This window comes from Bartonella sp. CL63NXGY (assembly GCF_042194905.1).
Classification (GTDB): Bacteria; Pseudomonadota; Alphaproteobacteria; order Rhizobiales; family Rhizobiaceae; genus Bartonella.
The window spans coordinates 1-973 of sequence record NZ_JBHINK010000067.1; the positions used below are offsets into that span (position 1 = coordinate 1).

General features: G+C 39.4%; 3 protein-coding genes. All 3 read left to right on the plus strand.

Annotated elements, in window-relative coordinates:
• The first annotated feature begins 61 nt into the window (after nucleotides 1-61).
• On the plus strand, nucleotides 62-262 hold the full coding sequence (locus ACFIK0_RS09240) for a hypothetical protein (protein WP_375663888.1): 201 nt from the start codon (nucleotides 62-64) through the stop codon (nucleotides 260-262).
• The gene (locus ACFIK0_RS09245; RefSeq protein WP_375663889.1) at nucleotides 259-768 is read left to right on the plus strand and encodes a hypothetical protein; all 510 of its coding nucleotides are present in this window, start codon (nucleotides 259-261) and stop codon (nucleotides 766-768) included. Before ACFIK0_RS09240 ends, ACFIK0_RS09245 begins: the two co-directional genes overlap by 4 nt.
• On the plus strand, nucleotides 761-973 hold a 213-nt coding region (locus ACFIK0_RS09250; RefSeq protein ID WP_375663890.1), incomplete at its 3' end, for a hypothetical protein. The genes ACFIK0_RS09245 and ACFIK0_RS09250, both read left to right, overlap by 8 nt.

A 973-nucleotide genomic window follows, 5' to 3' on the forward strand; every position in this document is an offset into this window, starting at 1 on the left:
CACCGTGACGACATTGCAATCGATTGGGATAAGGCAATTATTGAACCAGCGGAGGATAGCGATGATAACTAAGCCATCAAATGAAGGGTATTTTGAAAAAAGGCGAAAAGATTGGGACGTTTTAAAACGATTAGGTTATAGGTGGAGCAACGAAGCTCAATGTTGGTACCCTGTTGCAGCAATTGACTGCAAGGCGCCAACGATGTCAGAAGATCAAGCAAGGGCACTAGCCCGAATGGTTCAAAAAATGGAGGACGAATGATGAAAGTTAACGAATTTATTCAACGAGTCAGCAAAGCGGCGTGTGTACAAGATGATGAAGACTTAATTCAATTATTTACGGATTCGTCACAGGCAATTGGTAACGAGTGGTTTATGACGATTGAACCAAAAAAGCAGGACTTAAATGTTGCTTTTAATTGGACGAATGTAAAGTTTTTTATGCCTGAAGATATGTTTTACGTTCTAAATTTAGTTAACCGGTTCAAAGAAACACCAGTTGAACAACGTTTCGATGAACCTAAGTACCGAGTTCGTTTCACTGGTTTGAACTCGGACAAAGGCCCTCAATACCTAACCGCGAAATGGGCTAGTGGGAATAGAATTGGCAAGGTCTTTGCCTGTGCAGAAAATCATTCTTTGAAACAAACATTTACCAGAGAAGAATTAAAAGATTTGGCTAATAGAGCAAGGGACGATGATAACGCTTGGTTGGCTATCTATATTTTAAATAAGCTTCATTGGAAGTTGGTGAACAGCAATGAGTAAAGACGATGTGCAAACAGACTTACAAGTAATATCAAACATGCTTGATTACAAGGCTAACAATATGGCAAATCAAGTAAGCCACTTGTGCAAAGCGTTAAAAGCTACAAACCAAACTGGGTGGGTTGATAACACGATCATTAATGCTATCCAAGCTTCAGTTAAAGTGTATGCACGTTCCGTAAGAAGTGATTTTTTACAAATGGGA

Excerpts from the sequence above, each read along its gene's own strand:
- ACFIK0_RS09240 (WP_375663888.1), top strand. The coding sequence starts at position 62 with ATGATAACTAAGCCATCAAATGAAGGGTATTTTGAAAAAAGGCGAAAA.
- ACFIK0_RS09245 (WP_375663889.1), top strand. The coding sequence starts at position 259 with ATGATGAAAGTTAACGAATTTATTCAACGAGTCAGCAAAGCGGCGTGT.